Source organism: Streptomyces megasporus (genome assembly GCF_000718985.1).
Lineage (GTDB): Bacteria > Actinomycetota > Actinomycetes > Streptomycetales > Streptomycetaceae > Streptomyces > Streptomyces megasporus.
Map to the genome: position 1 here is coordinate 1 of NZ_JODL01000002.1, position 23,925 is coordinate 23,925.

Sequence of the window (23,925 nt, forward strand, 5' to 3'; positions counted from 1 at the left end):
CTCGTCGAGCATCTTGCCGGTGAACTTCGGCCACCAGAAGTGGAAGCCGGCGAACATCGCGAACACCACGGTGCCGAAGACCACGTAGTGGAAGTGCGCGACGACGAAGTAGCTGTCGTGCGTCTGCCAGTCCAGCGGCGGGGAGGCCAGGATGACGCCGGTCAGACCGCCGAAGAGGAACGTGACCAGGAACCCGATGGACCACAGCATCGGTGTCTCGAAGGAGAGCGAGCCCCGCCACATGGTGCCGATCCAGTTGAAGAACTTCACGCCGGTGGGGATCGCGATCAGGAACGACATGAAGGAGAAGAACGGCAGCAGCACCGCGCCGGTGGCGAACATGTGGTGCGCCCAGACCGTGATCGACAGACCGGTGATCCCGATGGTGGCGCCGATCAGGCCGATGTAGCCGAAGATCGGCTTGCGGGAGAAGACCGGGATGATCTCCGTGATGATGCCGAAGAACGGCACCGCGATGATGTAGACCTCGGGGTGGCCGAAGAACCAGAACAGGTGCTGCCACAGGATCGGGCCGCCGCCGTCCGGGGCGTAGATCTGCGACTGGAAGAGGCGGTCCGCCTCCAGTGCGAAGAGCGCGGCGGCCAGCACCGGGAAGGCCAGCAGGACCAGCACGCTGGTCAGCAGCACGTTCCAGGTGAAGATCGGCATCCGGAACATCGTCATGCCCGGCGCGCGCATGCAGATGATCGTGGTGATGAAGTTGACCGCGCCCAGGATCGTGCCGAAGCCGGCCAGGCCCAGCCCCATGATCCACAGGTCGCCGCCGATCTGGGGCGAGCGGGTGTCGTCGGACAGCGGCGTGTAGGCCGTCCAGCCGAAGTCCGGCGCGCCGTCCGGGGTGAGGAAGGAGCTCACCGTGATCAGTCCGCCGAAGAGGTACAACCAGTAGGCGAACATGTTCAGCCGTGGGAACGCCACGTCCGGCGCGCCGATCTGCAGCGGCATGATGGCGTTGGCGAACCCGGCGAACATCGGCGTCGCGAAGAGCAGGAGCATGATCGCGCCGTGCATCGTGAACGCCTGGTTGTACTGGTAGTTGGAGAGGATCTGCATGCCGGGGCGCGCCAGCTCGGCCCTGATGACCAGGGCCAGGATCCCGCCGAGCAGGAAGAAGCCGAACGAGCTGGTGATGTAAAGGGAGCCGATCTTCTTGTGGTCGGTGGTGGTCAGCCAGGTGACCACCACCGCTCCCAGGCTCCTCTTGGGAGCCTCCTCCCGCCTGGCCTCTTCCGTCCTCACTGACATGACCCGCGTCCTCTCGACCCACCAGCTCCGACCGGCACCGGACGCGTTCCCCGTCCGGTGTGCGTACACCTGTCGGCCCCGGAATTCCCGCCAATGACGGCGGACGGCCGCTTGGGCGGGCCCGCCTCGACGTGCATAACACCGGAAGCCCGTCCCGCTCGCGTTTGGTCTTTTGGTGGGCGTTTGATGTCGATACCGCTTCTATGGCTTTCAGGGCTTTCAGGGCCTTTAGGGTTTTCGTCCTTCCTCTGTCATACGCGCGTGAGCCTCCGGCGGCAACGGCATCGAGCCCGTGTCCGCCGAGAGCGCGGTACGGGGCGGGCGGGTCAAGGGGAAGTGACCCCGTGGCGGCGGATGAAACACGGGGTGTTTGACGGGGTGCCGTCAGCGGCCGTGGCCGGACCCCGCCCCGGCGGCGGGCGCGCACCAGGCGAGCCATGCCGCGAACGCCGTGCCGCCGACCAGCAGGACGGCGAAGGCCCAGGTGTTCAGCGCGGCGGTGGAGGGCGCCCAGTACGCGGCCAGGTCGTAGACGACGTGTCCGACCACCAGCGGAGTGAGCCTGCCGTGGCGCAGGTACAGCAGGAGGGCGCAGGACCCCAGCAGGACGAGGGCCACCCCCGGCGCCCCCAGGTACAGGTGTGCCGCCACCCGGAGCAGCAGACCGAGCGCGCACAGGGCCCACAGCGGGCGGCCCGCCGCGCGCCCCAGCACGAGAACGGCGCCGACGAGGACCATCTCCTCGGCGACCCCGGTGAACAGGACGTTGGCCACCATGTCGACGGGACCGCTCCAGCCCAGCGCCGCGCCCTGGGCCCGGTCCAGGACGGGGAGCGCCGGGGCGACCTCCGGAAGGGTCAGTTGGAGGTGGGCCATCCAGGCGACCGTGGTGTACGCGACGACGAAGACGGCGCCGAAGACCATCACGGCCGTCAGCCGCCCCGCCAGGGTGCGCGCGCCGGGCGGATCGATGCCCAACCCGCGCGGGCCCGCTCCGTGCCGGACGGCCAACTCCCCGCAGAGCCAGGCCAACAGGACGGTGGTGGCCAGACTCCCCACCGCGCTCTGCGTCTCGCCGACCCGTACCAGGTCGGCGACCCGGGCGCCGACGGCGACGACCGCGCACAGGAGCACCGCCCAGGTTCGTAACGCCGGTCGCGCGGCCGGCCGCGCCGAGCGGGGCGACGTCAGCCGGGCCAGCCACCAACCGGTGGCCGCCGAGCAGGCCAACCGGAGCCAGGGGAGCACCGCGTCGGACCAGCCGCGCACCGGCGCCCCCGACAGCGCGGCGAAGTCGATCGCCGACCCCACGACCGGTACGGCGAACGTCACCAGGAGCAGGCGCCGCAGATCGCGGGCCGCCCGCTCCGCGCGGTCGGCGCCCCGGCCGCGGGCAGGGCGGGACGGTGCGTCCGGGCGGTCCGCCCGGACGCGGGCGGACATCGGCGGAGCGGTGCGCGAGGGTCCGGTGTTCGGCGGGCTCTGGGCCACGGCACGTCTTCCCGTACGAGTCGGCGTCGGTGGGGAGTTACCCTCTCCGGGTATCCGGTGACGGGCCGATGACACCTTCGGAGGCGTCCCGGCCGGTCGCGCGGGCCCGTCGCGCCGGGCTCAGCCCCCCGCCCCGGCCACGGGCGGCATGTTGTACGGGGTGACCACCTGGACGGCGGAGGGGACGGACCTCGGCTCGCCGGGGAGGGCCTTGTGCGCCTGCATGACGAGCTGACAGGCGCGGCGCATGTCCTGACGCAGGTCGTGGTGGAGCACCGCGGACAGCCTCCCCTCGCGCAGCAGTCGGGTGTTGTCGCCGTCCAGGTCGTGGGCGACGAACACGGGCCGGACCAACCCCAGGTCGTCGAAGGCGGTCACGATCGCCTTGTTGCCGCCGCCGATCGAGTAGACCGCCCTGATGTCGGGGTTCTCCCTCAACGCGGCGAGGGCGAGGTCGTGCATGGTGGCGTCGAGCCCGTCGGTGTCACCGACCTCCACCAGGGCCCGCCGTGGCGCCAGGGCCCGCAGCGTGCTCCGGAAGCCCATCTCCCGCTCCTCCTCGTTGCGGAAGAAGCCGCGGCTGAGGGTGGTCAGCACATCGCCGGGCCGGTTGCCCAGCCACTGGTGGACGAGGTAGGCGGCGGTGGCGCCGGCGGCCCGGTCGTCGATGCCCACATAGGCCAGTCGCCGACTGCTGGGCAGGTCCGTCACCAGGGTGACGACCGGTATCCCGCGCCCCTCCAGGCGCTGGACGGCCTCGTTGACCTCGGGGGTGTCGGGGGCCTTGAGGAGGATGCCCTGCGACCCCCGACGGGCGATCCGGTCCAGGGCGGCGACCAACTCGCCCACCGGTCCGGTCTCGCGGAAGTGGAACCGGGAGCGTATGACGGCCGGACGCAGGGCCGGCAGCACGGCCTCCAGCGCGGCGCGCACGGCCGAGGAGAACCGGTCGGGGGCCTGCATGACGACGTCGACCATGAAGGTGCGCCCGCTCAGCCGCACCTGGCTCCGCTGCCGGTCCAGGTCGGCGATCGCCTGCCGGACCGTCCGCGCGGTACTGGCCCGCACCCCGCCGCGGTCGTTGAGCACACGGTCGACGGTGGCCTCGCTGACACCGGCCTGGAGGGCGATCTCGCGGATCGGGTAGGGATGGCTGCCCATCACGCTCCTTGAGGGGTTTTTGATGGCTTTCTGCCGTTGGAATGATGGATTGGTCTCCCTAGGCTGTCAGACACCACGCGGTGTTTCCACGAAGGAGACATGAACCATGACCGCTTCCACCCCCGCCCTCACCGGCCTCCCCTCCTGGTTGACGGAGGACGACTGCCGGCTGGAGGACTTCCTGACCGTCGTCGAGACCGTCACCGATCCCGCGGACTACCCGTACGCCGCGGCGGTCGAGCGGAACGCCCTCGTCTACGACGGCGACCGACTGCGCGAGCACCTGCGCTCGCGGGACGCGCGCCGCGAGGTGCTCGCCGAACTGGCCCGCGCCCTGCTGGAGGGCCCCGGCCTGGTGGTGTTCAAACGCGCCTTCGCCGACACCTCCGTCGTCGACCGGGCCACCGAGGCCTTCCGGGCCCTGATCGCCGACCAGCACGCGGCCGGCGCGGCGGTGGGCGACCACTTCGCCAGGCCCGGCGCCAACGACCGGGTGTGGAACGCCGCCGAGAAACTGGCCGTCACCGCCCCCGCGGTGTTCGCCGAGTACTACGCCAACGAGATCGTCGCGCTGGTCTCCACCGCCTGGCTCGGACCGGGCTACCAGATCACCTCGCAGGTCAACGTGGTCAACCCCGGTGGCGCCGCCCAGGACCCGCACCGCGACTACCACCTGGGCTTCCTCTCGAACGAGCAGGTCGGACGCTTCCCCGCCCACGTGCACCTGCTCTCGCCCGCGCTCACCCTCCAGGGCGCGGTCGCCCACTGCGACATGCCGGTGGAGAGCGGGCCGACGATGTACCTGCCGCACTCCCAGAAGTACGCGCCCGGCTACCTCGCCTGGCGACTGCCGGAGTTCCGCGAGTACTTCGAGGAGCACCACGTCCAACTCCCGCTGGACAAGGGCGACGCGGCGTTCTTCAACCCCGCCCTCTTCCACGGCGCCGGGCACAACCGCTCCGCCGACATCAGGCGCATGGCCAACCTGCTCCAGATCTCCTCGGCGTTCGGCCGCGCGATGGAGAGCGTGGACCGCGAACGGATGTCGAAAGCCGTCTACCCCGAGCTGCTGAGGATGAAGGCGTCGGGCGCCTCCGAGGACACCCTGGAGAACGTCATCGCCGCCTGCGCCGAGGGCTACGCATTCCCCACCAACCTCGACCGCGACCCGCCGGTCGACGGGCTGGCCCCCCACACCCAGGCCGACCTGCTGCGCCGCGCCGTGCGGGAGGAGTGGGAGCCGGAGACGCTGCGACAGAGGCTGACGGCCCACGGCGAGCGGCGCAGGACCGAGGAGGTCTAGCGGACCCCGCCCCGACTCCTCGCCTCTCGCCCCGAACCCCCGCCCCCCGTCCCGCCAACCACCTCGAAAGGCGCACCCCATGCTGGACATCGCCCTGTTCGGCAGCGGCCGCATAGGTCGCGTGCACGCGGACACGATCGCCTCCGGGGCCCGGACACGCCTGTCCTGGGTCTGTGACCCGGTCCCGGACGCCGCCGACCGGCTCGCCGGGCAGTACGGTGCCAAGGCCGCCAAGGAGGCCGAGGAGGTCCTGTCGGACCCCGCGGTCGACGCGGTGGTGATCGCCAGTCCCACCCCCACCCACCTCGACCTGATCACCGCCGCCACGGCCGCGGGCAAGGCCGTGCTGTGCGAGAAGCCCATCGACCTGGACCTGGAGAGGGTCGATGCCTGCTGGGAGAGGATCTCCGCGTTCGACCCCCGGGTGATGATCGGCTTCAATCGCAGGTTCGATCCGTCCTTCGCCGATCTCCACGCCCGCGTCGCGGCCGGGGAGATCGGCCGGCTGGAACACCTGGTGATCACCAGCCGCGACCCCGAGCCGCCGCCCGCCGAGTACGCCGCGGTCGCGGGCGGGATCTTCCGGGACATGACGATCCACGACTTCGACATGGCCCGGTTCCTCCTCGGCGACATCGTCGAGGTCCACGCCATGGCGGCCCCGGTGGGGGCGGGCGGACCGGAGGGGAGCGGAGAGGCCGACCACGCCGTGGTCACCCTCCGCTCGGTCGACGGGCGCCTGTGCCAGATCGCCAACAGCCGTAGCTGTGCCTTCGGGTACGACCAGCGGATCGAGGCGTTCGGCACCAAGGGCATGCTCCAGGCCACGAACCGGACACCCACCGGCGTCCGCGCGTACACGGCCTCCGGCGTGGAGACCGCCTCCCCGTACCTGCGGTTCTTCCTGGAGCGCTACCAGGACGCCTACCGCCGCGAACTGGAGTGGTTCGCCGAGGCCGTGGAGAGCGGCGCCCCGCTGAGCCCCGGCTACGCCGACGGCCGCGCCGCCCTCGTCCTGGCCGACGCCGCGCGCGAGAGCGTGCGCACCGGACGGACCGTCGCGGTGGGCTGACCACACCCCGAGCCCACGCCCGGCCCCGCACCGGACGGACCCCACGAAGTCCCCGACCCAGCGCCATCCGACCGAGAGAACCTGGACACCGACATGATCATGGATCGCATCGCCGGAGCCCCCATCTCCTGGGGAGTGTGCGAAGTGCCCGGCTGGGGCCACCAGCTCACACCCCACCGGGTGCTCACCGAGATGGGCGAACTCGGCCTCGCCGCGACGGAGTTCGGCCCCGACGGCTTCCTCCCCGACGAACCGGGGAAGAAGGCGGAACTGCTGCGGTCGTACGGGCTGCGCGCCGTGGGCGGTTTCGTCCCCACCGTCGTCCACGACCCGGACCGCGACCCGCTGCCCGTCATCGACGCGGCGCTGGACGGCTTCGTCGCCGCCGGGGCCGGCACCCTCGTCCTGGCGGCGACCACCGGCCTGGACGGCTACGACGAGCGCCCCGCCCTCGACGACGCCGGATGGGCCACCCTCTTCGCCAACCTGGACCGCATCACCGAGCGCTGCGCGGGACGCGGGGTCTCCCTCGCCCTCCACCCGCACATGGGCACCATCGTCGAGCGGCGCGAGGAGGTGGACCGGGTGCTGGAGGGCAGCGAGGTGCCCCTCTGCCTGGACACCGGCCACCTGCTGGCCGGCGGCACCGACCCCGTGGACCTCGCCCGCCAGGTGCCCGAACGGATCGCGCACACCCACCTGAAGGACGTCGACGACGCCCTCGCCGCCCGGGTCCGCGCCGGCGAACTGCCCTACTACGACGCGGTGTGCGCCGGGATGTACCGCCCCCTGGGCGAGGGGGACGTGGACATCGCCGAGATCGTCCGCATCCTGGAGGCGTCCGGCTACGCCGGCTGGTACGTGATGGAGCAGGACACCGTGCTCACCGGCGAACCGGAGGACGAGGGGCCGCTGGCGGACGTCCGCGCCGGTGTGCGCTTCCTCGGCGGTGTGGACGCGGCCCTCGCCGCCCACTGAACCCAACCGAGCCCACTGACCCGACCCGCGCACCGGCGGGAGCCACGAGGACGACACGGACGGGACGCGGGCGGGACACGGACGAAACGCGAGCGGGACGCGAGCGAGACGCGGAAGAAGCGGAAGAGAAGGGGAGAACAGGGACGCCATGCGAATCGGTCTCATCGGCCTGGGCCGGATCGGCCTGATGCACGCGGCCAACGCCGTCGCCGACGACGAGGTTTCCGAACTGCTGTTGACGAGCAGGGACCCCGCCAAGGCGGAGCGGGAGGCCGCCGCGCTGGGGGAGAAGGCCACCGCCCGCGCCACCCTGGAGGACGTGCTCGCCGAGGCCGACGGGCTCCTGGTGGCGACGAGCACCGCCACCCACCCCGACATCATCCGCGCCTCGATCGCGGCGGGCGTCCCGGTGCTGTGCGAGAAGCCCGCGGCCATGGACCGCCCCGCCCTGGTGGCCCTCGACCGGGACGTGAGGGCCTCCGGAGTGCCGGTGCTGATCGCCTTCCAACGCCGGTACGACCCCGCCTACCGCCGACTGCGGAAGGAGGTGGCCGCGGGCGCGGTCGGGCGTCCGCAACTGGTGCGCACCGTCGCCCACGACAGGGTTCCGCCGCCGCCGGAGTACATCCCCACCTCCGGCGGCATCTGGCGGGACCTGCTCATCCACGACTTCGACGCCGTGCCCTGGGTGCTGGGGGAGCGGGTCGTGGAGGTCTACGCCCAGGGCAACGCCTTCAGCGGGTCGCCCTACACCGACTGCGGCGACGCCGACGCCGCCGTGGCGGTCCTCACCCTCGCCTCCGGAGCCCGGGCCCTGGTCAGCGGGGCGAGGGCCAACGGACAGGGGTACGACTGCCGGATCGAGGTCTTCGGCGACCGCGCCACCCTGGCCGCGGGCGTCGACTCCCGAACGCCGATCGCGTCCCTGGAGGAGGGAGCGCCGCCGCCCGCGGAGCCCCACGAGGGCTTCCCCGAACGCTTCGACACCGCCTACAAGGCCCAGATCAGGGAGTTCATCGACGTGATCCGGGGGAAGGCGGAGAACCCCAGCCCGCCCGGCGACGGACTCCACGCCCTGGAGATCGCCACGGCGTGCGAGCTGTCCCGCCGCCTCAACCGTCCCGTGGCCGTCACCGAGGACGGGCAACTCGTCTGAGGGAAGCCCCCGAGGGAGACAGGGCCCGACCCGGCGACCGAGCCGGGCCGGGCCCTGTCTCCGCCCGCCTCCGCCCGGGTTACGCCGCGCGCCCGTGCAGCACGAGCGCCCAGGCCAGACAGCAGAACGAGGCCGTGGACGCCACCGCGCGCACGGTGTTCCACCGCACCCACCGGGCCTCGAACCGTTCGCGGACCGCGGCGAGTTCGGCGACGCGGTCCGTCTCCCCGGCCGCCTCCAACGCGTTGTTGAGGGGGACGTTGACCCGGAAGGTGACGGACAGGACCACCATGTACAGCGCGAACGCGACCGCCGTCCAGGGCAGCACCGTACGTCCGTCGTCGCCCAGGTGGAGCGCCGCGGCGACCCCGCAGGCCAGGGGCGCGCCGACGAAGCACAGGGCGAACCACCCGTTCAGGATCGCCGCGTTGATCCGCCGCATCGCCACCACGAAGGTCCGGTCGTCGGCCCTTCCCAGACCGGGCATGACGGAACAGGCGTAGGCGTAGAACAGGCCCGCGACCAGTCCGGTGGTCACGGCCGCCACGAGCAGCGCGGCGGTGCGGAGTACGAACACGACGGCCTCCTGGGTCAGGGGAGGGAACGGAACGGAAAACGCGAGCGGGGACCGTTCCCCCGCCGACGCCCAGTCAATCCGGAAACGGCGGGAGAGGCCATCGTCGAGAGACTCACCCCCATGTTCGCGCGTCTACACCCGGGTCCGTGGACGCACGCACGGGTGTGCTGATCGACACCCGCCGGATGCCCGGCGACCGTCGCCCGCCGCCGACCTGCCGCGCGGTACGGACGCCACGATCGGCGCGGCGGTCCGGCAGGTCGGCTACGGCAGCGCGTTCGCGCCCGGTACCGCCTTCCGACGCCCGTACGGCGTCGGCCCGCCGCGGTACCGGACGGAGACCGGCGGCGGAGCCGGAACGGAATTCACAGGGAACTCGTGAGGGACTGTTCGGTCCAGATGGTCTTGCCGGACGAGGTGTACCGGCTGCCCCAGCGGTGGGTGACCTGGGCGATGAGGAACAGGCCGCGGCCGCCCTCGTCGGTCAGCCGGGCCCGGCGCAGGTGCGGCTGGGTCTGGCTGGGGTCGGAGACCTCGCAGATCAGCGTCTTGTCCCTGATCAACCGCAGCCCGATGGGCGGACCGGCGTAGCGGATGGCGTTGGTGATCAACTCGCTGACGATCAGCTCGGTGGTGAACGTCAACTCCTCCAGGCCCCAGGCGGTGAGCTGGTCGGTGACCAGGTCACGAGCCTGGGCGACGACGGTGGGGTCGGCCGTGAACCGCCAGGAGGCGGTGGCGTCGTCGGACAGGGCCCGCACCTTGGCCACCAGGAGGGCCACATCGCCGGTCGGCGGCTCGGTCAGGACGTGGTCGAGCACGGCGTGCCCGATCTCGGTGGGCGGCCTGCCGGCCGCCACGGCGCTCTCCAGGCTCTCGTTCAACCGTTCCAGCCGCGCGCCGGAGTGGCCCTCGGCGCCGTGGTCGATCAGTTCGTTGGTGTAGAAGGCCAGCACATGGCCCGGTCCGAGGTGCAGTTCGAGGGGGTCGAAGGGCATGCCGCCCAGGCCCAGGGCCGGTCCCGGCCGGAGGTCCACGCAGCGGGCCCCTCCTCCCGTACCGGTCAGGACGGGCGGCGGATGCCCCGCGCTGGCCATGGCGCACCGTCCGGTGACCGGGTCGTACACGCAGTACAGGCAGGTGGCGCCGACCACGCTGTTCTCACCGCCGTTCGACTGGGACTCGGTGGCGGACAGCCGGACGACGAGGTCGTCCAGGTGGGTGAGCAGTTCCTCCGGGGCGAGGTCCAGATCGGCGAGGGTCTGGACGGCCGTGCGGAGCCTGCCCATGGTGGCCGTCGCGCCGAGGCCGTGCCCGGCCACGTCGCCGATGACGAAGGCCACCCGGGAGGAGGACAGCGGGATGACGTCGTACCAGCAGCCGCCCACCCCCGCCGCGGTGCCGGCCGGCACGTAGGTCCCGGCGGTCTCCGCCGCGCTGAGCTCCACCCCGGCCGGCGGCAGCAGGCTGCGCTGGAGGCTCTCGACGGTGCGGAGTTCGGAGGTGTAGCGCCGGGCGTTCTCCACGCTCAGCGCGGCCCGGGAGGCGATCTCCTCCACCAGGGGGACGTCGTCCTCGGTGAAGGGCGTGCGGTTCCCGGTGCGCCACAGTGCCAGGGCTCCCAGGACGTGGCCGCGGGCACGCAGGGGGACGGCCAGCAACGAGGTCGCCGTGTCGGGGAGCACCAGCCGCCGCCACTCCGGGGTGGTGGGCCCCTGCCGCCGCAAGGCGGTCAGATCGGTCGCGAGGACGGGCCGCCCGCCGCGGATGGCGTCGTTCTCGGCCCCCTGCGGGTGGAGCCTCTCCTGCCGCTGGTGGACCTCCGGGGGCCAGGCGCCGTCGGCGGAGGCCACCGCGACCCGGCACATCGGCGTGTCCTGGGAGTAGGTGCCGGGTTCCTGCCCGTGGAGGATCGCATCCACCAGGTCCACGCACGCCAGGTCGGCGAAGTCGGGGACCAGGATCCTGGTCAGCTCCTCGGCGTTGTGGACGATGTCCAGGGTCTGCCCCAGGCGGGCGGCGGCGGCGTGGAGGAGGGCCATCCGCCGGCGGGTCGTGCGCTGCTCGGTGACCTCGGTGAGGACCACCGCGACCCCGATGACGCGCTCGCGTGTGTCCTGGAGCCGGAAGGCCGACAAGGACACCAGCCGGTCCTCCTGGGGAGCGATCAGCCGCCGTGCCGAACTCTCCCAGTCGATCAGCGGCTCGCCGCTCTCCAGGACTCGCCGCAGCCTCTCCTCGATGGCTTCGGCGTCCTCCGCCACCAGGATCTGTTCGAGCCTGGCGCCGTACCACTTGTTCGGGGTGTCGGGGGGCTCCTTCAGGCCGAAGTACTCCGGATCGAGGTTCACCCGGGTCATCCGCAGGTCGGTGTCGTGGACGACCAGGCCGATGCGGCTCTGGTTGAACAGGGCGCGCAGCAGCGCCTGGTCCTCCGTCCGCCGCCGTCCCAGGGCCGAGGGCACGGCGCAGACCAGGAACCGTGCCGCGCTCCCCGCGGGGAGCGCCAGCACCTCGGCGTCCACGTCGACCGTCGAGCCGTCGCGGTGCCTCAGAGCCGTGCGGATCTCCGAGGACCCGCCCGGGGCCATGCCGAACGGCTCGTGCCAGGAGGCGGGCTCGGTGCCCAGGTCCGTCATGCTCCGCCCGCGGAGCTCGGTCACGGAGTGGCCGGTCAGGTCCAGCACCGGGGTCGTGCACTGCAGCACGACGCCGTGTCCGTCCAGCACGAACACGACCGCGCCGTCCGATGTGGGGCCGGTGTCGTGAAGGTGCGTGGTCGGGTCCACTCGATTGCCTCGCTCCGGGAAAGTGCGACGCTGCTTCGGCCATTCAAACCCGAGCGGGGCCCTCGCGCACGACGACAACGGTCCGTGCGCGGGCTCCGTCGGGCGCGTACCGCTGGAGGAGACGAGTACCCCGGGCGCCCGTCGGGAACCTCGGGGCGGGCACTCGGAGCGCCGGGGGAGGGGACGGGGGACCGCGGCCCCTTGATGGAACCGCTCCCATGTTGGGAGCACGGGATTTCGCGCTCCTCCGGGGTGGCGCACTCTTCCGCCTGAGGCCTCGGGCCTGTTCACATGCGCGTCACGTTCGACTTACCCGGTAGTTCCCCTTGACGCGGAACTCAGCGCGGCTACTCTTTTTGGGAGCGCTCCCACGCTGTGTCCCCCATCACACACTCCGGGTCGGCGGTCGGTGGCCGACGGTCGGCGTCCACCGTGGTGCCGTACCGCCGATCCGGTGACCGCGCCCCCGTGATCCGCGCTCACCTCCATTAATGGCATGGGCATAACAATCCCGGTGTCTCGTGGAAGACGGATCGGGGCGAGTGGGTGGGAGCGTCGTGCCACCGCGAGGCGGTGGTTCGTGTCCCCCATGGAGGAGTACGCATGCTCCGCAAGACCTTCCCCCTGGCGAGCCGTGTGCTCGCGGCGGCCGTCGCCGCGACGGCCGGCGTCGCGGCGTTACTGGCGCCGGGCGGTACCGCGCAGGCGGCCGATCCCGCGCACGGCGAATCGTCCCGTGCCGAATCGCCGTACGCGGAATCGCCCTACTACGTCAATCCCGAGACACAGGCGGTCCGCTGGGTGGCGGCCAACCCGGGCGATCCGCGCACCGCCGTGATCCGCGACCGGATCGCGAACGTCCCGCAGGGGCAGTGGTTCACCACGACCAACACGGACACGGTCCGCTCACAGGTGGACGCGCTGGTCACCGCCGCCGCTCAGCAGGGGAAGACCCCGATCCTGGTGGTCTACAACATGCCCAACCGCGACTGCGGCGGCGCCAGCGGCGGTGGCGCGCCCGACCACCCGACGTACCGGCGGTGGGTCGACGAGCTGGCCGCCGGTCTGGAGGGCCATCCGGCGGCCGTCGTCGTCGAGCCCGACGTCCTGGCGCTGATGAGCAACTGCCAGGACGCGAGCCGGCAGGCCCTGACCAGGGAGTCCATGGCCTACGCGGGCAAGGCGCTCAAGGCCGCGTCGCCCCGGGCCAAGGTGTACTTCGACGCGGCCCACTCCAACTGGCACCCGCCGGCGGAGATGGCCGCCCGGCTGAAGGCGGCCGGGATTCTCGACAGCGCCGACGGCATCTCCACCAACGTCTCCAACTACAACCGCACCGCCGACGAGGCCGCATACGCCAGGGCGGTGCTGGACGCGATCGGCTCACCGAGTCTGAAAGCGGTGATCGACACCAGCCGCAACGGCAACGGCCCCGCCGGAGGCCAGTGGTGCGACCCGTCCGGACGGGCGATCGGCACCCCGAGCACCGATCGGACGGGCGACGCCCGGATCGACGCCTTCCTGTGGGTCAAGCTCCCCGGCGAGGCCGACGGCTGCGCGGGCCCGGCCGGCCGGTTCATGCCCCAGCTCGCCTATGACATGGCCGTCGCGGCACCGGTGAGGGCACGGTGAACGGCGGCACGACGGTCGGGAGAGGACACTCCGTGGAACTGTTGGACAGGCACAAGGACCACGTACTCGCGCTCTACCGCATGGTGGTGGGGCTGCTGTTCGCCTGCCACGGCGCGGCGACCTTGTTCGACGTGCTCGGCGGCCCCCACGGCGGCCACGTGCCGGAGGTCGGCCAGTGGCCGAGCTGGTGGGCGGCGCTCATCCAACTCGTCGGCGGCGTCCTGGTGATGCTCGGTCTGGGGACGCGGGGCGCCGCGCTGCTCTGCTCCGGCTCGATGGCGTACGCCTACTTCGTCAAGCACCAGCCCGGCGCGCTCTTCCCCATCGAGAACGGCGGGGAGGCCGCCGCGATGTTCTGCTGGGCCTTCCTGCTGATAGCCGCTCTCGGTCCCGGTGCGTGGGCGCTGGGTTCGCTGTTCGACCGCGCCCACCGCGCGGCCGGCGACGAGGGGGTGAGGGTCACCGCCGTCTGAGGGGACCTCGGACGGCGGTACGGGGACGGTCGGCGCCGCGGACGATCCCGCGGCGCCGACCGTGCGTTCGGTGCCGCTCAGGCGCCCGCGGACCGCACGGCGACGGGCTCGGAGTCCGCCAGGTTGTCCGGCAGGCGCAACCCCTGCCGCAGCGGCACGAGCTCCGACTGGAGCACCATGGCCGCCGCGCCGATCGCGGGCGCGGTGGCGGCCGACCGCGAGAGCCGGACGGCCACCGGGTGCGCCGCGCGGGAGAAGAACGCGCGGTCGAGTTCCTCCTGCACCACGGGCAGGTACACCGAGCCGGCGATCGCCAGGCCCGGACCGGTGAGCACCACCAGTTCGAGGTCCATGATGTTGGCGAGCGTGCGGGCGGCCACCGCCAGGTACCGCGCCGAACGCTCCAGGAGGGCGCGCGCCCCCGGCTCGCCGCGGCGTGCGGCGCGGGTGACCGCGGCGAAGTCCGCGGTCACGGACGGCGGCCGATGGCGCCTGGAGTCGGCGTCCAGACCCGCCGCGCGGGCCAGCGCCTCGTCGGCGCGGGCGGCGGCGACGACCGCGGCGGGCCCGGCCAGCGCCTCGACGCAGCCGCGGGCCCCGCACCAGCACTCGGGCCCCTCCACGTCCAGGCAACTGTGGCCGATCTCGCCGGCGTTGCCGCTGGCGCCGCGGTAGGTGATCCCGTCGACCAGCAGGCCCGCGCCGATGCCGGTGCCCATGTACAGGGCCGCGAAGGTGGCGGTGCCGCCGACGCCGCCGGACCAGTGCTCGCCGAGGGCCGCCGCCGTGGCATCGTTGTCGGAGACGACCGGCAGCCCGGTGGCCTCCTGGAGGGCCCGGTCGAGCGGGAAGTCCTCCCAGTGCCGCATCAGGGGCGGGGTCAGCCGCATCCCGCTGGTGGGGGAGAGGGGACCGGGGGAGACCAGCCCCAGACCGAGGACGCGTTCGCGTTTGACGCCCACGCCGTCGATGAGCGCGTCGACCTCGCCCGCCATCCGCTCGACGACCGCCGGGGGGTCCTCGGCGCCCACGCCCGCCCGGGACATCCGGGCCACCACCGAACCGCCGAGGTTGGTCAGGACGTAGGTGAGGCCGGCGTGGTCGAGGTGGACCCCCACCGCGTACCGGGACGACTGGTTGAGCTGGAGCAGCACCCGACGCTTGCCGCCGGTGGACTCGGCGCGGCCGGTCTCGACCACGAGCCCGTCGTCGATGAGGCGGCGCACGACGGTCGAGATCGTCGCGCCCGTGAAACCGGTCGCGTTGATGAGGCCGACCCGGCTGATGGTGCCAGCCGCGCGGATCACGTCGAGCACGGCCGCCCTGCTGCTCGCGTGGGCCGTGGCCCGCGCCGGTCCGCTCACTGATTCCTCCGCCCGCGCCCCGTCCGGGCGCTCACACCGTCGATGCGGTCCGCGCGGACGGGCCGCCCGGACACGAACCGTCAGTTTATTTGCCTGATGAATGGGGGCAAGTGTCCGGTCTGCGTGGCCGGACGCGGTTCCTTCCGGGTTTCTCCGTGCCGTCGGGCCTCTTCCCCGCAACGGTCTTCCGGAAAGCGCCTCGTTCCTCTCTCTCCCCTCATATCCTGCCTCGCGTCCCGTGGAGCGCCCGCGGACTCCCCACCCCCGACGCGACTTCGGCGACGGCCGTCCCGTGACGTCGTCGCGGCTCCCCGACGCCTTGGTGAGGCTTCACGCCCGGTCACGGTTCCCCCGTGAGACTCCATGGCGACGGAGTGTGACAGAAGTATTGACTTTCTTTCTTCGCCGACTTAACAATCGCCCCACGCGAGCGACCCCGCCCGCCCACGAGGCGGCCCGATGGCACACCGACGTGCCCCTCCAGTCACGAGAGGAACCGATCCAACATGTCCCAGCAAGCAAGACGCCGCCGTGCGCGCGTCGCGGCGACCGGCATGGCCGCCATCGCCCTGCTGGCCACGGCGTGCTCGGCGGAGTCGAGCGCCGGAGGCGGCGGCGGGAACGAGACCCTGGTGGTCTACACGGGGCAGGCGGGCGACTACCAGGCCAACTTCAACCCGTTCTCGCCGACGCTCATCGAGGGACCGGGCACGATCTTCGAGTCGCTCTTCTACTTCAACCAGGTCCGCGACGAGCCCGCGAAGCCGCTGCTGGGCACCGAGTACTCCTGGAACGAGGACGGCACCGAGCTGACGGTCACCCTGCGCGAGGGCGTCAAGTGGAGCGACGGCGAGGCGTTCACCGCGGACGACGTGGTCTTCACGCTGGACATGATCTCCCGGCACAAGGAGATGAACGGCACCGGCTACCAGGGCAAGGCCGAGGCGCTCGACGACACCCACGTCAAGATCACCTTCGAGGAGCCGTCCTACATGGACGGGCCGCAGATCCTCGGCAAGATCTTCATCGTCCCCGAGCACGTCTGGAAGGACGTCGAGGAGCCCGCCAAGGACACCGTCCGCGAGCCCGTCGGCACCGGCCCCTTCACGCTGGGGGAGTTCAAGGGCCAGGCCTTCACCCTCAAGGCCAACCCCGACTACTGGGACGGCGAGCCGGCCGTCAAGCAGGTCCGCTACCTGGCCCTGTCGGGCAACCAGGCCGGCGCGGACGCCCTGGCGGCCGGGAAGATCGACTGGCAGACCGGTCCCGTCCCGGACATGCAGAACGTCGAGAAGAACTACCCCGGCTACAAGGCCGTGACGGTCCCGCTCAACCAGACCGTCCTGATGACCTGCTCCAACGCCGAGTTGGGCTGCGAGGGGCCGCAGACGGACCCGGCGGTGCGCAGGGCGATCTACTACGCCATGGACCGCACCCAGCTCAACTCGCTGGCGTTCCAGAACACCTCCAGCCAGATCTCCCCCGGATTCGCGCAGGTGGAGAGCAGCGAGGAACTCATCTCCGGCAAGCTCCGGGAGAGCCTGGCGCCGATGCGGGCGAGTGCCTCCAAAGCGGAGAGGATCCTCGAGGACGCCGGCTACGCCAAGGGCTCGGACGGCGTCTACGCCAAGGACGGGCGGAAGCTCTCCCTGACCGTCCGGGTCGTCTCCGGCTGGACCGACTACATCACCGCGGTCGACACCCTGGCCGAGCAGCTCAAGAAGGTCGGCATCAAGGTCACCCCGCAGCAGTCCTCCTGGAACGAGTGGTCCGAGGCCCGCGGTCAGGGCACCTACCAACTGCTGATCGACTCGCTGTACCCGGGGCCGGCACCCGACCCCTTCTACGTCTACAGCTACTTCTTCGGCACCGAGACCACCGCCAAGGTCGGCGAGACGGCGAACCCGAACTTCGCCCGGTACAGCAACCCCAAGGTCGACAAGGCGCTCCGGGAGCTCAAGAAGCTCGCCCCCGACGCGGCGAAGGAACGCCAGAAGCGGTACGACGTCATCCAGACCGAGCTGGAGCGGGACATGCCGTACATCCCGATCCTGACCGGCGGCACCACCAGCGAGTACCACGCCTCGAAGTTCGAGGGATGGCCGACGGAGTACAACCTCTACGCCGTCCCGGCGGTCTGGAGCCGCCCCGACCAGGCGCAGATCTACAAGGCCCTGAAGCCGGCCGGCTGACGGCCCCGCGGCGGTGAACGGTTCCGAGGGGAAGACGGAGGGACGGACAGAATGATAGGCGGACATCGGTGAGGTACTACGCCCGGAAGCTCGGGTTCTATCTCGTCGCCCTCTGGGCGGCGCTGACCCTGAACTTCTTCATACCGAGGCTGATGCCGGGAAACCCGGTGGACACCCTCATGGCGAAGCTGCAACAGCGCGGCGGCGCAACCGATCCCTCGATCCGCAGGTCCTACGAGCTTCTCCTCGGAACCGACACCGGAGACCCCCTGATCGGCCAGTACGTCTCGTACCTGGCCAACATGTTCCGCGGCGACCTGGGCGTCTCGGTGAGCGTCTTCCCGACCGACGTCTCCACCGTCATCGCCGACGCCCTGCCCTGGACGATCGTGCTGGTGGGCCTCGCGACCCTGATCTCGTTCCTGCTCGGCGTCGGGCTCGGCACCCTCGTCGGCTGGAAGCGCGGCACCTGGCTCGACTCGCTCGTCCCGGCCACCACCGTCCTGGCCGCGGTGCCGTACTTCTGGCTGGCGCTGATCCTGGTCGCGATCTTCGCCTCGACCCTGAGGTGGTTCCCCCTCAACGGCGGGTACGACGTGATCCTGAGCCCCGGCTGGAACGGCGAGTTCATCGCGTCCGCCGTCTACCACGGCACCCTGCCCGCCCTGACGATCGTGATCTCCTCGGTCGGCGGCTGGCTGCTGGGCATGCGGAACATGATGGTCTCGACGGTCTCGGAGGACCACATCCTCACCGCCCGGGCCAAGGGGCTGCGCGACAGCCGCATCATGACCCGCTACGCCGCCCGCAACGCGGTCCTGCCCTCGGTCGCCGGATTCGCGATCTCCCTGGGGTTCGTGGTCTCCGGCTCGATCATCACCGAGCAGGTCTTCTCCTACCCCGGCATCGGGTCGAGGCTCCTACAGGCCGTGGAGAACAACGACTACGCCCTGATGCAGGGGATCTTCCTGGTCATCACGGTGGCGGTGCTGGGCGCCAACCTGGTCGTCGACCTGCTGTACGGCCTGATCGACCCCCGCACCCGCGCCGGCAACCGATAACCGAGGAGCCGACACCGTGACGAACATCAACCCGTCCGCCGGGGCCGTCGAGGACGGTGCGCCGCCGGACACCCCCGGCGGGACCTCCGGCGCCGGACCCGCCGTCCGACGCACCGGGACCAGCGGTTGGCGCGCCATGCTGCCGCGCTGGTCGCCCAAGCTCGGAGTGGGCCTCGGCCTGGTCGTGGCGATCGCCCTCTTCGGCGTCCTCGGACCGATGGCGGTGGGCGACCCCGACACGGTCCGCGACATCGGAATGACCTCCCCCGGCGGGGAGTTCTGGCTGGGCACCACCCAGACCGGCCAGGACGTACTGGCCCAACTGGCCCACGCCACACGCGGATCGCTGCAGATCGGCCTGCTGGTGGGCGTTCTGGCCACCCTCTTCTCCGCGGTCTTCGGCGTCATCGGCGGCTACGTCGGCGGGGCGGTGGACGAGGGCTTCTCCCTGTTCTCCAACGTCATGCTGGTCATCCCCGGTCTGCCGCTGGTCATCGTCATCGCGGGCTTCGTCCCCGTCGAGCGGCGCGGCTGGTGGACCATCGCGGTCGTGCTGGCGGTCACCGGCTGGGCGGCCTCCGCCCGGGTGCTGCGCGCCCAGACCCTCTCTCTGCGCAACCGCGATTACGTCGCCGCGGCGAAGGTGGCCGGCGAGAAGCCGTGGCGGATCATCTCCGTGGAGATCCTGCCCAACCTGCTGCCGCTGATGGCCTCGCAGTTCGTGTTCGCCGTCATCCTGGCGATCCTCAGCGAGGCGGGCCTGTCCTTCCTGGGGCTGGGGGCCTCCAACTCCCCCACGCTCGGCACGATGCTCTACTACGCCCAGAACGGCTTCGCGCTGCAGTACGGGGCGTGGTGGTGGTTCGGCCCGCCCGGTCTGGTCATCGCGCTCTTCGGCTGCGGCCTCTCCCTGATCAACTTCAGCATCGACGAGATCATCGACCCCAGGCTGCGCACGGTCCCCGCGACCGGCCGCCGTGCCCGCCGGACCGCCGAGGGCGGGGGGCCTCGGAAGCGGAAGGCGAGCCCGGCGCCCCGGCGCGACGCCTTTGGCCGGGACGCCGTCCTGACCGTCGAGAACCTCGACGTGGTCTACCGGGGCGAGAGGCCCACGCACGCCGTCAAGAACGTCTCGCTGACCCTCGGCCGCGGGGAGATCCTCGGTCTCGCGGGCGAGTCCGGCTGCGGCAAGACCACCCTCGCCTACGCGATCAACCGCCTGCACCGGCCGCCGGCCGAGGTGACCTCGGGAACGGTCGTCTTCCACGACCGCGACGGCACGGACATCGACCTGCTCGCCCTGGAGAAGGAGGAGCTGCGCGCCTTCCGCTGGTCGAAGCTGTCGATGGTCTTCCAGGGTGCGATGAACGCCCTCAACCCGGTGATCTCCATCCGGGCGCAGTTGGAGGACGTCCTCACCACGCACCGGCCGGGGATGTCCGCCGAGGAGCGTCGCGAGCGGTGCGCCGAGGTACTGCGCCTGGTCGGCGTCGACCCGCGGCGACTGGACTCCTTCCCGCACGAGCTCTCCGGGGGCATGCGACAGCGCGTCATGATCGCCATGGCGCTGCTGCTGGACCCCCAGGTGATGATCATGGACGAGCCCACGACGGCCCTCGACGTGGTGGTCCAGCGCGGCATTCTCCGGGAGATCCTGCGCTTCCGCGACGAACTCGGCTTCGCCGTCGTCTTCATCACCCACGACCTGCCGCTGCTGCTGGAAATCAGCGACCGGATCGCCGTCATGCGCGACGGGGAGGTGGTCGAGTACGCGACCGCCGAGGAGATCCACAAGCGACCGCGACACCCCTACACCCGCGAGCTGCTCGACTCCTTCCCCAGCCTCACCGGGGAGCGGGGGGCGTTCGTCCGCACCGGGGAGTCCGGTGCCCGCGAGCGCACCGAAACGACCGTGAAGACCGTGAAGGAGGCGGGTCCGCGATGACGACCCTGGAGGTACGCGGCCTGGTCAAGGACTTCTCCCTGCGCTCCGGCCTGCGACAGTCGAGGTTCCGCGCGGTCGACGACGTCTCCTTCACCCTGACCCCCGGCCGGACGGTGGCGCTGGTCGGCGAGTCCGGATCGGGCAAGTCCACGGTCGCGAGGATGATCGCCCGCCTGGAGCGGCCCACCTCCGGAGAGATCGTCGCCACCCGGTCCGACGGAACGCGGGTGGCCGACCGCGACTACCGCGACCACGTGCAGATGGTCTTCCAGGACCCCTTCGCCTCGCTCAACCCGTTCCACACCGTCGAGCACCACCTGGCGCGTCCGCTGAAGCTCCACGGTCGGGTCAAGGGGAAGGCGGACACCCGGCGCGAGGTCGAGCGGCTGCTGGAGCGCGTCAACCTGACCCCGGCCGGCGACATCGCGGGACGCCGCCCGCACGAACTCTCCGGCGGCCAGCGTCAGCGCGTGGCGATCGCCCGGGCCCTGGCGCCCGGCGCCCGGGTCGTCGTCGCCGACGAACCGGTCTCCATGCTGGACGTCTCCATCCGGCTGGGCGTGCTCAACCTGCTCGCCCGTCTCCAGCGCGAGGACGACCTCGCCGTCCTCTACATCACCCACGACCTCGCCACCGCGCGGCACTTCTCCGACGACATCCTGGTGATGTACCGCGGGCGCGTGGTCGAGAGGGGACCGGCGGACGAGGTCATCCTCAACCCCCGGCACCCGTACACCCGCATCCTCGCGGCGGCGGCCCCCGACCCCGAGGCGCGCGACCGGGACCGGCTCGGGGATGCGCTGGGCCTGAAGCCGGCGGGCGACTCCGCCCTTCCCGGCGACGACCCCGGCTGCACCTTCCGGGACCGCTGCCCCTCGGCGATGGAGATCTGCGCCCGCAGGCCCGAGGACTTCGAGGTGGGCCAGGGCCACCACGTCAGGTGCCGGCTGCGGCCCGGCGACGACGACGGCGCGCGGCCGACCGGCGCGGACACGACCGCCGGACGACCCGTCTGACGGTCTCCGGGCCCGCCCTGACGGCCGCCCGGCACCGTGCTCTCCGCCGTCCCCGCAGCCGTCCCCTCGGCCGTCCTCTCGGCGGGGCCCGACCCCTGGAGACCTCCGGTCCGGGCCCCGCCGAGGGAGACGGCTCACACCCGCGTCGCGCGCAGCAGCACCAGCCGCTCGGGGTAGAGCACCGGCGCTTGGAGCCCGGCGCTGTCCAACACCCGACCCGGTAGACGGACCCCCTCCGGCGTCCACCACGGCAGGTGCGCGCCCCAGTGGTGGGCGTTGCCGTCGGGCAGGTCGCCGGGGGCCTGCGGCCGGACGTGGTAGACGGCCTCGGGGTCGAGCCCCGGCAGCCTGACCGGACCCGGCGGGTACAGCTCGGAGGAGGCCGTGGCGACGAGCGCGTACACCGCCTCCGAGCCGTCCTCGGCGACCACGCCGTGCAGGCGGCAGGCCGGGTCCGGGTGGTCGGCGTGGACGGCCGTGCCCGTGTGGAGCAGGCCGCGCAACTCCTTGTGGAGCGCCACCCACTCGCCCAGTCGGGCCAGGTCCTTTGGGCTCGCGGCGGTCAGGTCCCACTCGATGCCGAAGTGGCCGAACAGGGCCGTGCCCGCCCGGAAGTCGATCGGATGGCGGCGCCCGGTGGTGTGCGCGGTGTCGGAGCCCACGTGCGTGCCCATCAGTTCGAGGGGGATCAGCACATTGGTCCAGCGCTGGATCCGCTGCCGCTCCAGGGCGTCGATGCAGTCCGAGACCCACACCCGGTCGGTGCGCTGGAGGATCTCCAGATCGACCCGTCCGCCGCCGGAGGAGCAGGACTCGATCTCCACCCCGGGGTGCCGCCGGCGCAGCTCGTCCATCAGTCGGTACACCGCCAGCGTCTGCCCGTGCACACCGGCGCGGCCGGTCGGCCGGTGGCCGGCCTCGACCAGATCCCGGTTGTGGTCCCATTTCAGGTAGGAGATCGGGTACGCGGTCAGCAGCTCGTCCAGGCGCTCCAGGATGTACGCGAACGCCTCGGGACGGGCGAGGTCGAGCACCTGCTGGTGGCGGGCCGCGCCGGGCAGTCGTCCACCCGTGGCCATGATCCAGTCGGGGTGGGCGCGGGCCAGGTCGGAGTCCTCGTTGATCATCTCCGGCTCCACCCACAGGCCGAACTGCATGCCCAGCCCGGTGACGTGGTCGGTCAGCGGCCCCAGCCCGTCCGGCCACACCTCGTGAGAGACGTACCAGTCGCCCAGACCGCGCCGGTCGTCGCGGCGCGACCCGAACCAGCCGTCGTCCAGGACGAACCGCTCGGCGCCCACCGCCGCGGCGGCGTCCGCCAGGGCGCGCAGCCGCTCCAGGTCGTGGTCGAAGTAGACGGCCTCCCAGGTGTTGAGCGTGACCGGCCGGGGCGAGGAGGGGTGGTGGGGCCGGGACCGCAGCCAGCGGTGGAAGCGGGCGGACACCTCGTCCAGCCCCCTCCCGTAGGAGCCGTACTGCCACGGCGAGGTGTAGGACTCGCCCGGCGCGAGCTCCACCTCGCCGGAGAGCAGCAGTTCGCCGGAGCCCAGCAGCGAGACGGAGTGGAAGGTGCGCTCGGCGAACGTGCGGTGGTTGCCGGACCACGCGGTGTGCACCGCCCACACCTCTCCCGAGCGGTTGCCGAACCCTTCGGTGCCCGCGGCGAGCAGGTAGGCGCTGTCGTAGCCGGTGCGTCCGGTGCGGTTCTCCCGCATCCGCAGCCCCTGGGTGAAGGCGGTGCGCTGCGGGCCGCGCTCGCGCAGGTGGTGCCCGGTGAAGTCCAGCAGTTCGGTCGCGACGGAGGGCACCGGCAGGGTGAGGTGCACGGCGTCCACGGCGAAGGGGGAGGGGCCGCGGTTGACGACCGTGGCGCGTTGGCGCACCAGGCCGGACGCGGTCAGCTCGATCGTCAACTCCAGTTCCAGCGCGGCCTCCTGGTCGTGGGCGAGGACGGTGACACGTCCGCCCGCCTCGCCGCCGGCGGAGTGGTGCGGCGTTCCCGGGGACGCCTCCGGCACGGTCACGGTGGCCTCCCGGACCGCGAAGGCCGTGGAGAAGTCCCTCCCGCCGCGGTTGCCGACCAGGCCCGGGGTGCCGAGCCAACCCGCCGACTGCTCGGGCAGCACGGCCGGTTCGACCGGTCCGTCCACCGAGAAGCCGATGGGCTGCGGCGCCCGCGCGAGTCTCAGGTCCCACAGCTCCTCGGGGGCGAGGGGGCCGAGGTCGGCTCCCCAGTGGAGCACCCGGGGGAGGGTGCCGCCGGTCGGGTCGAGCACGAGACCGACGCCGGCGGCGCGCAGGTGGATCGGCTCGGAGGGAAGGGAGGGAGGGGGAGCGGAACGTGGTGCCACGGTGGGTCTCCGTCCTGGCCAGGCGGACGCCGGAGGCGCCGTTGACTTACTTTGTTCGGTGGCGTAAGAATCTCGGGCGACGATACTCGGCCGGCGAA

17 protein-coding genes are annotated in these 23,925 nt (G+C 71.9%); 10 read left to right on the top strand and 7 right to left on the bottom strand.

The genetic code is table 11. The features are described from left to right. The 3 genes from IF47_RS0101765 to IF47_RS0101775 form a co-directional block, all read right to left on the bottom strand. A partial coding sequence (locus IF47_RS0101765; RefSeq protein ID WP_037731822.1) for a cbb3-type cytochrome c oxidase subunit I occupies positions 1–1,266 on the bottom strand: 1,266 nt, incomplete at its 3' end. Positions 1,267–1,650: 384 nt separating this feature from the next. Continuing rightward, positions 1,651–2,709: a CPBP family glutamic-type intramembrane protease gene (locus IF47_RS0101770; protein WP_157839909.1), complete on the bottom strand. Its 1,059-nt coding sequence runs from the start codon at positions 2,707–2,709 to the stop codon at positions 1,651–1,653. A 168-nt stretch (positions 2,710–2,877) separates the two neighbouring features. Then, positions 2,878–3,918, bottom strand: a complete 1,041-nt coding sequence (locus IF47_RS0101775; RefSeq protein ID WP_031506123.1) for a LacI family DNA-binding transcriptional regulator — start codon at positions 3,916–3,918, stop codon at positions 2,878–2,880. Positions 3,919–4,024: 106 nt separating this feature from the next. Between IF47_RS0101775 and IF47_RS0101780 the strand changes: the two genes are divergently transcribed. From IF47_RS0101780 to IF47_RS0101795, 4 genes are all read left to right on the top strand, one after another. After that, positions 4,025–5,221, top strand: coding sequence for a phytanoyl-CoA dioxygenase family protein (locus tag IF47_RS0101780; RefSeq protein ID WP_031506124.1), 1,197 nt, complete (start codon positions 4,025–4,027; stop codon positions 5,219–5,221). 79 nt (positions 5,222–5,300) lie between these two features. Further along, positions 5,301–6,293, top strand: coding sequence for an inositol 2-dehydrogenase (iolG, locus tag IF47_RS0101785; RefSeq protein ID WP_031506125.1), 993 nt, complete (start codon positions 5,301–5,303; stop codon positions 6,291–6,293). Positions 6,294–6,386: 93 nt separating this feature from the next. Continuing rightward, a complete protein-coding gene (locus tag IF47_RS0101790; protein ID WP_031506127.1) occupies positions 6,387–7,271 on the top strand; it encodes a sugar phosphate isomerase/epimerase family protein in 885 nt (294 codons plus the stop codon). A 148-nt stretch (positions 7,272–7,419) separates the two neighbouring features. Next, positions 7,420–8,427 (top strand): Gfo/Idh/MocA family protein, encoded by a 1,008-nt coding sequence (locus tag IF47_RS0101795; protein WP_031506128.1) that lies wholly within the window; start codon positions 7,420–7,422, stop codon positions 8,425–8,427. A 79-nt stretch (positions 8,428–8,506) separates the two neighbouring features. Here IF47_RS0101795 and IF47_RS0101800 read toward each other — a convergent pair whose 3' ends face one another. Continuing rightward, a complete protein-coding gene (locus IF47_RS0101800; RefSeq protein ID WP_031506129.1) occupies positions 8,507–9,004 on the bottom strand; it encodes an anthrone oxygenase family protein in 498 nt (165 codons plus the stop codon). A 365-nt stretch (positions 9,005–9,369) separates the two neighbouring features. Beyond that, positions 9,370–11,793 carry an ATP-binding SpoIIE family protein phosphatase gene (locus IF47_RS0101805; RefSeq protein WP_031506131.1) on the bottom strand — a complete coding sequence of 808 codons (2,424 nt, stop codon included), beginning with the start codon at positions 11,791–11,793 and terminating at the stop codon, positions 9,370–9,372. Between the two features lie 603 nt (positions 11,794–12,396). On the opposite strand from IF47_RS0101805, the gene IF47_RS0101810 reads away from it, so the two are divergent. Both IF47_RS0101810 and IF47_RS0101815 read left to right on the top strand, forming a co-directional pair. After that, entirely contained in the window at positions 12,397–13,425 is a 1,029-nt protein-coding gene (locus IF47_RS0101810; RefSeq protein WP_106982466.1) for a glycoside hydrolase family 6 protein, read from the top strand. A 32-nt stretch (positions 13,426–13,457) separates the two neighbouring features. Continuing rightward, on the top strand, positions 13,458–13,898 hold the full coding sequence (locus tag IF47_RS0101815) for a DoxX family protein (RefSeq protein WP_037731774.1): 441 nt from the start codon (positions 13,458–13,460) through the stop codon (positions 13,896–13,898). 77 nt (positions 13,899–13,975) lie between these two features. Here IF47_RS0101815 and IF47_RS0101820 read toward each other — a convergent pair whose 3' ends face one another. Further along, the gene (locus tag IF47_RS0101820) at positions 13,976–15,262 is read right to left on the bottom strand and encodes an ROK family transcriptional regulator (RefSeq protein WP_031506135.1); all 1,287 of its coding nucleotides are present in this window, start codon (positions 15,260–15,262) and stop codon (positions 13,976–13,978) included. Positions 15,263–15,768: 506 nt separating this feature from the next. Between IF47_RS0101820 and IF47_RS0101825 the strand changes: the two genes are divergently transcribed. The 4 genes from IF47_RS0101825 to IF47_RS0101840 all read left to right on the top strand — a co-directional run bounded on the left by IF47_RS0101825 (position 15,769) and on the right by IF47_RS0101840 (position 21,476). Then, entirely contained in the window at positions 15,769–17,454 is a 1,686-nt protein-coding gene (locus IF47_RS0101825) for an ABC transporter substrate-binding protein (protein WP_031506137.1), read from the top strand. A 68-nt stretch (positions 17,455–17,522) separates the two neighbouring features. After that, on the top strand, positions 17,523–18,515 hold the full coding sequence (locus tag IF47_RS0101830) for an ABC transporter permease (RefSeq protein ID WP_031506138.1): 993 nt from the start codon (positions 17,523–17,525) through the stop codon (positions 18,513–18,515). A 16-nt stretch (positions 18,516–18,531) separates the two neighbouring features. Further along, a complete protein-coding gene (locus IF47_RS31345) occupies positions 18,532–20,460 on the top strand; it encodes a dipeptide/oligopeptide/nickel ABC transporter permease/ATP-binding protein (RefSeq protein WP_245640955.1) in 1,929 nt (642 codons plus the stop codon). Continuing rightward, complete coding sequence (locus IF47_RS0101840) at positions 20,457–21,476, top strand: ABC transporter ATP-binding protein (RefSeq protein WP_051716829.1); 1,020 nt, start codon at positions 20,457–20,459, stop codon at positions 21,474–21,476. Before IF47_RS31345 ends, IF47_RS0101840 begins: the two co-directional genes overlap by 4 nt. A gap of 134 nt (positions 21,477–21,610) precedes the next feature. On the opposite strand, the gene IF47_RS0101845 is transcribed toward IF47_RS0101840, so the two are convergent. Next, entirely contained in the window at positions 21,611–23,827 is a 2,217-nt protein-coding gene (locus tag IF47_RS0101845) for an alpha-galactosidase (protein WP_031506142.1), read from the bottom strand. Positions 23,828–23,925: the final 98 nt, after the last annotated feature.